The organism is Lysinibacillus sp. KCTC 33748 (assembly GCF_002237755.1).
Taxonomy (GTDB): domain Bacteria; phylum Bacillota; class Bacilli; order Bacillales_A; family Planococcaceae; genus Lysinibacillus.
Genome location: NZ_MWSJ01000005.1, coordinates 228,854 through 235,338 on the forward strand (window position 1 = coordinate 228,854; position 6,485 = coordinate 235,338).

The 6,485-nt window shown below is 33.3% G+C and carries 6 protein-coding genes and 1 pseudogene; 5 read left to right on the forward strand and 2 right to left on the reverse strand.

What is annotated here, in order from left to right; genetic code table 11:
* Positions 1-3 precede the first annotated feature (3 nt).
* Both B1B04_RS10220 and B1B04_RS10225 read right to left on the reverse strand, forming a co-directional pair.
* Positions 4-918 (reverse strand): class I SAM-dependent methyltransferase, encoded by a 915-nt coding sequence (locus tag B1B04_RS10220; protein ID WP_079561358.1) that lies wholly within the window; start codon positions 916-918, stop codon positions 4-6.
* 147 nt (positions 919-1,065) lie between these two features.
* Complete coding sequence (locus B1B04_RS10225; RefSeq protein WP_079561359.1) at positions 1,066-1,689, reverse strand: DUF421 domain-containing protein; 624 nt, start codon at positions 1,687-1,689, stop codon at positions 1,066-1,068.
* 266 nt (positions 1,690-1,955) lie between these two features.
* On the opposite strand from B1B04_RS10225, the gene B1B04_RS10230 reads away from it, so the two are divergent.
* The 5 genes and pseudogenes from B1B04_RS10230 to B1B04_RS10250 all read left to right on the forward strand — a co-directional run bounded on the left by B1B04_RS10230 (position 1,956) and on the right by B1B04_RS10250 (position 6,344).
* Positions 1,956-2,783, forward strand: a complete 828-nt coding sequence (locus B1B04_RS10230; RefSeq protein WP_170938955.1) for an aminoglycoside adenylyltransferase domain-containing protein — start codon at positions 1,956-1,958, stop codon at positions 2,781-2,783.
* A gap of 263 nt (positions 2,784-3,046) precedes the next feature.
* Positions 3,047-3,604: a cysteine hydrolase family protein gene (locus B1B04_RS10235; RefSeq protein WP_079561361.1), complete on the forward strand. Its 558-nt coding sequence runs from the start codon at positions 3,047-3,049 to the stop codon at positions 3,602-3,604.
* Positions 3,605-3,776: 172 nt separating this feature from the next.
* Entirely contained in the window at positions 3,777-4,595 is an 819-nt protein-coding gene (locus tag B1B04_RS10240) for an alpha/beta fold hydrolase (RefSeq protein ID WP_079561362.1), read from the forward strand.
* A 24-nt stretch (positions 4,596-4,619) separates the two neighbouring features.
* Positions 4,620-5,192 (forward strand): DUF1697 domain-containing protein, encoded by a 573-nt coding sequence (locus tag B1B04_RS10245; RefSeq protein ID WP_079561363.1) that lies wholly within the window; start codon positions 4,620-4,622, stop codon positions 5,190-5,192.
* A gap of 408 nt (positions 5,193-5,600) precedes the next feature.
* Positions 5,601-6,344 (forward strand): annotated as a pseudogene (locus B1B04_RS10250) (amidohydrolase family protein).
* The last annotated feature ends 141 nt before the right edge of the window (positions 6,345-6,485 follow it).

Genomic DNA, 6,485 nt, shown 5'->3' on the forward strand with positions numbered 1-6,485 from the left:
AATTTACCTTTTCACAGCATGAATGTAGTGAATTGTTTCAAAGGCTGTTAAATAATCTTCTCGATTGTCAAAATAAAGTTCATTAATTGTATTTGGAGATAAATGCTCATAAATTAGCAAGCCTAAGTTTTCTAACATTTTTTCCATTTCTTTATAAGTAAAACATGATTTCATTGGTTCACCACTAGCTGCAGCCATTTTCACCATATTATCTACTCGATTTGAAATTCCTTTTTCAGTAAATAATTTTTCATCTGCATAATCTAATACGATGGAACTTCCAGACGGTACATTGGCAAACAAATGTTTAAGTAAGCTTGACGTTTCCTCTTTCGTTAAATAATAGGAAACACCTAGTAGACTAAAGAACGTTTTTTTATTGTCGAAGCCGTTATCCGTTAGATGTTGATAGGAAAACTTTTTGGTGAAATCCATGGAAATGTAATGTACATTACTTGGCAGCGTTATTTCAACTTCAGTCAATCTTTTCTTTTTAAACTCCTGTGTTGCAGGATGATCAATTTCAAAGATTTCTAAAATGTTTTCAAATTCAGGGTGTCTTAAGCTAAATGTGTCTAATCCTGCTCCGAGTATGACATATTGCTGTAAACCTAACATGACTTCATTGTGCACAACTTTTTCGCAATATGCTGCACGTGCCAAGGGCGTAGGGGAGAGGTGAGTTTGCACTATCCATTTTAATAACTCTTCAGTTTGTCCATTTAGTTTTTCTGCGATTTCTTTGTTAAAAAACTGGATGCCTTGAATCATATTTGTTTGAATGTCAAGGAACTCTTTTTGTGTGATTAACTCTTTTGCTAGATAGTCATCAAAAATTTTAGGGGTATCGAATTGACTATGATAAGCTCTACTAAAAGCTGAGATTAATGAAGTTAAACTGGATTCACCTTTGTTCATGCAAATACACTCCTTCAAAAAAAATAGGATTCCCCTGGCCAGGAGAATCCTATTGTACAAATAAATATAATAAAAGTAAATTATTGCATAAAAAAATTTTTTTGTCAAGTTTTAGGTGCTTGGAAGCAACTGAATAAGAAAATCATCTTATTCAATTTTTTGGATAAATATGTTGCCGTCTGGTTGAATTTCTGCATATAAAACTTCTTGGATTGTTTTAACATTTGCCTTTTTTAATTCGTTATCTAGCCATTCTCTACTTTTTCCAACTTCCAGTAAATTTCGTGGCAATAGCTTCCCATCTGTGATGATTTCAATTGGGATAAAAGACGGAGCTGAAGGATAGATACTTAAATCAGTCTTTTGAGTGCTTTGAAATTCAGGCTTTCTCAGAATACTAAGCATGCCATTTGGTTCTAAAACAAGATTAATTTTAGTGTTAGCTAAAGCTTTTCTATCTATTTTTCCTTTTTTAATAACAATTGTCGGTTGACCGTCAAGTAATGTTCTTGCTTTACCTGATTTTAGAGCGATGTAACTAATTAAAGTTGTAAGCGCACACCAAACAATTAAGCTAATTAAAAATTTTATGAATACAATTGTTTTTAATAGTACCATATTGGCTGCAATGGAACCGATTGTAATACCAGTTACGTAGTTAAAGAAGGTTAAGTGACTTAATTGTTTTTTACCTAAAAACCTCGTAAGTGTCAGAAGAACAAAAAAGGTAATAACCGTTTGAACAACTACTTGTAAATACCCTGTGTACAAATTCCCCCACTCCTTATCTAATTCCTAGAATACCCAATGAATTTTTATAAGATACACTATATTAGCTCTTCATCATAATGTAGGGTTGATTTCCGGTCCGACAGCATGCTTTTCTAAGGGCGTCCAGTCTTATCGAAAATCAAACGGAAATTGGTTTGAAAAAATTGCATCTCTGATTTAAGGTTTAATCACATTATTATCAATAATTGTAAATTAGTCAGATGTTTTGGTAATATAAGTATTATTTGATGAAAAGGAGAGTTTATATGGATTCTAGAATTCCTATTCCGGTTCAAACAGTTTTAAATGAATATTTAAGCCTATTTCAAAATAAAATACCGAATATACTTGAAGGGTTTTATTTACATGGTTCAATTGCTCTGAACGCTTACATAAACGGCTCTAGTGATATCGATTTTGTAACAGTTGTAAACAGAACATTAACAGAAGAAGATGCGAAAGTAATATCCGACCTTCACAAAGAATTAAATCGAAAATATAAGGAAATAGGGATGGATGGAAGTTATATACAAGTTGGAGATGTCGGAAAGAAACAGAGTGAGGTAAAGGGCTGTCTAAAGGTAAATGAAGGCAAAACAAATTGGGGTAATGATGATATTAACCCAATCACTTGGTGGGTTTTAAAAAATAAAGGGATTACCGTTTTAGGGCCGGATATAGCTACTTATAACTTCAGTGTAGATGAAAGAGTGCTGGTTAATTATGTTTTGCAAAACATGAACAGTTATTGGGCGAATAGATTGAAAACGATGGAAAAATATAAAACTATGGCATTTGTGATACCAAATAAATTAGTTGATGAAGAAGTAGAATGGTCTATTACTGGGATGTTACGACAATTTTATACATTAACAGAAATTGATATTGTTTCAAAAGTAGATGCTTGTAAATTTGCGATACATCATTTACCTGAAGAATTTCATAAAGTTATTAACGAAGCTATTGCTATTCGAGAAGGTTCAAATATACGTTATTATAATTCGAAAAAACAACGCATTGATGATACGGTTCAATGTATGGCATACATACTTAATCATTGTAATAGTATCAAGGACATGTGTCATCATGATTAAAGTTGGAGGATGACATTTGATAAAACTGATTAGAGTGGAGACCGACGCCTTCAGTTGGATCAACAACATGTTTTAGTGATAAGCATGAAAAGTTCCATTTTATCAGCTATTATCTTTTTGGAATAAATGGTAAAATTAATTAGTCTTAAATGACAATTTCATTTAGGGGGTAGATAGTATGAATAAAAAATATGTTAGCGTGATAAACAAAAAGGGGAAACCGTCTAACTACTAGTTTCCTCAAATTGGAGGGGGAAAATTATTTGAATCAGGCATTACTTATTATTGATGCTCAGCAAGAATTATTGGATGGCAATGAGAAAGAAAAAGCTGTTTTTAATAAAGAACTACTTATTAGGAATATCAATTTAGTCATTGATAAAGCAAGGAATTCCAATGTTCCAGTTGCATTTGTAAGAGATCTTGATGTTGCGGAAGGTAAAGGGAAAGGATTCGAAATTCATAATGGTATTAATGTTCCTCATGAAGCAAAGATTTTCGATAAGAAAGCAACGAATTGTTTCCATGGGACTGAACTTCTAAATCATTTGCAATCACAAGAAATTACACATGTAGTTGTGATGGGCTGTTCGACGCAGCACTGCATTGATAGTGCAGTAAGAACGGCGACTATTAGTGGTTTTGATGTCACGTTAGTTGGTGATGGGCATTCAACTGCGGACAGTGATGTTTTAAGTGCAGAACATATTATCAAGCATCATAATCATACACTGCATGGTCATTACAATGTCGAACACTTTTCTGTTGTTAGAAATTCAGAAGAAGACTTGTTTCAACCTACTCATGATTCATATAGGTAAGAAAATTATCTAAAGGCACTCATCTGGGTGTCTTTTCTTTTTATTACCTTTTTTCATATCGTAATATTCTTATTCTGCTATTTCTAAATGAATTTGTAATCCAACAGAAAGAGCAAATTTTAGTTGAGTGAAAAGAGCGATATGTTTGTAAGACAAAGTAGGAGGATATTTTATGCCAAAAGTTAATGCGAACAATATCAATATACATTATGAAATTAGAGGACAAGGGACGCCCATATTGTTTTTGCATGGGAGCGGAGCATCATGGAAAATGTGGGAGCCTCAATTTGAAGCATTTTCTTCACACTATCAAATGATTCTGCCAGATTATAGAGGACACGGTGATACAACAAAGGAATTCCCGAATAATAAATATGATCATCATATAATTGTGGAGGATATCAAATGTTTTTTGGATGTACTAGGAATTAGCAAAATTCATGTTGTCGGTGTATCACAAGGTGGTCAATTGGCTACGCTACTTGCAATAAAATACCCGACTTACGTGGATAAGCTTGTAGTTTCTAATAGTTATAGTGAGATGCCCACAATCGCGGCTAGCTGGGTACTGTCACTATCAAACTTTATATTTAGTCTACTTCCATACCACACAATTATAAATATCATGATGAAATTTTATAAAGAGGAGCCTTATACTCAACAGATTTTAAAAAAGTCTTTTTCGATTGATAAAAAGATGTTGCTTGCAATGAAAAAAGCACCATTCCCAACTCATACAGATCAATTGTATAGGATACAGTCACCTACGCTTGTAATGGGAGGCGAAGGGAAAGTTATAACAGGCGTTGATGAAGGGAAGGGATCCCGAACTATTTTTAAACATATTCACAATGCAAAATTAGCATTATTCAAAAATGCATTTGATCCATTAAGTACGATGCGCCGAGATATTTTTAATGAGATGATTATTGATTTTCTAGAGGATAAGCCTACGAAGCAATATAAGGATGTAGCTATTAGTAGTAAATAAAATATAAATGGAAAGGCGGATAGTATGACCATATATACAGCATTACTTAGAGGAATTAATGTAGGCGGGCATAATAAAATAATTATGGCAGAATTAAGAAATTCTCTTGAGCAATTAGGATTACATAATGTGAAGACATATATCCAAAGTGGAAACATCCTTTTTGAATCAGATGAAACTGAGGAGCTTTTACAAACGAAAATTCACGATAAAATTAAAGATGATTTTGGGGTATCGAGTGTAGTTGTCATTAGGACAGCAGAGGAAATACGGCAAATTATTAGTCAATTACCTTTTTTAGATGAGGTGATTTCAGAAGCGCAACTTTTATGTAAAGGGGAATGTTTGCATGTTGCTTTGCTGCCGTCAGCTCCTTCGAAAGTCAATAGTGATAAGTTTTTATCCTATGCAAACGAAAGAGAACTCTGTGTCATAAATGGAAGGGATGTGTATCTTTTATTTTATGATAGCATTCGAAATTCCAAACTAGGCAATAATCTAAAAAAGCTTGAGATTCCAGCAACTGTCCGTAATTGGAAAACGCTCATAAAGCTCTCGAGTATGGTCGAAGAAATCAAACATATGAAGAGTGAATAAAAAAGCTCTTTAGTATGCATTCGTATATTAGGATTTACAAAAATGTATAAAATCAAAAAAAGACTAGGTATTCAATTATTTTTTGAATTGACAGCTTAATAATGAGTACCCATAAATCAAAAGATTCGACATTAATAAGAATAATATGGTAAACTAGTAATGTCATGGTTAACAAATGAACACGCATAAAGAAAGCTAGGTATTCACAATTTTTTTGTGAGCCTAGCTTTTTTGTGTTGATGAATTGTAAATATAAAAATCAATAAACTAATCTGAACTACATCTCAAATATATCATTTAATGACTCGTACATTCTAATTGATAAGATAAAATTATGTATTTGTATAAAAGAACATAATTTTCTTTTATGTTGTATATCTGTTAATGTTAAAGAAAGGGGGCGGTAAGATGAGAATTTTTGATGCACACTTTCACATTATTGATTTTGATTTTCCGATTACTGAAAATCAAGGATATGTACCACCTAGCTATGTTGTAGAAGATTATCAAAAAGAAACTGCGACTTATCCTATTGTAGGTGGGGCAATTGTATCCGGTTCTTTTCAAGGTTTTGATCAAGCATATTGAGTGAATGCTTTAGAGAAAATGGGATCTGTATTTTGTGGTGTTACACAGCTTCCATTTTCGGTGACCGATGATGAGATTATCGATTTACATAATAAAGGTGTACGCGCACTCCGATTCAATGTGAAGCGCGGCGGCTCGGAAGATTTATCGAAGCTCGATTACTTTGCGAGACGTGTATATGATTTAGCTGGCTGGCATAGTGAATTATATATTGACGCAAAAAGTTTGCCAGAAATTGCACCAACGATTGAAAAATTACCGGCGATTTCAATTGATCATTTAGGACTCTCTGAGGAAGGCTTACCTCATTTGCTGCGACTCGTAGAAAAAGGTGTACGAGTAAAGGCGACAGGTTTTGGTCGTGTAGAGCTCAATGTAGAACATGCGTTGAAATCAATTTACGCTGTCAATTCAGAAGCGTTAATGTTCGGTACAGACTTGCCGTCCACACGAGCAAAAAGACCTTTTTCTTATGCAGATATTGAACTGATTCAAGAGTTGTTTGATCCAATTTCAGCGGAAAAAATTCTTTATCAAAACGCGATGAATTTTTATTTCAAGTGAGTTTTTTTGAAACGCTTAAGAGATCGCTAATTGCCTTTCACATCAATGAACTGCTCCCCAATTATTAGACACTCAATCTAACAATTGGAGGTGCAGTTTTTGTATGGTTAAATTTAAAGAAAAAGTGAAATTAGAAGCTGT

Excerpts from the sequence above, each read along its gene's own strand:
- B1B04_RS10245 (WP_079561363.1), top strand. The coding sequence starts at position 4,620 with ATGACCATATATACAGCATTACTTAGAGGAATTAATGTAGGCGGGCAT.
- B1B04_RS10240 (WP_079561362.1), top strand. The coding sequence starts at position 3,777 with ATGCCAAAAGTTAATGCGAACAATATCAATATACATTATGAAATTAGA.
- B1B04_RS10230 (WP_170938955.1), top strand. The coding sequence starts at position 1,956 with ATGGATTCTAGAATTCCTATTCCGGTTCAAACAGTTTTAAATGAATAT.
- B1B04_RS10220 (WP_079561358.1), bottom strand. The coding sequence starts at position 918 with ATGAACAAAGGTGAATCCAGTTTAACTTCATTAATCTCAGCTTTTAGT.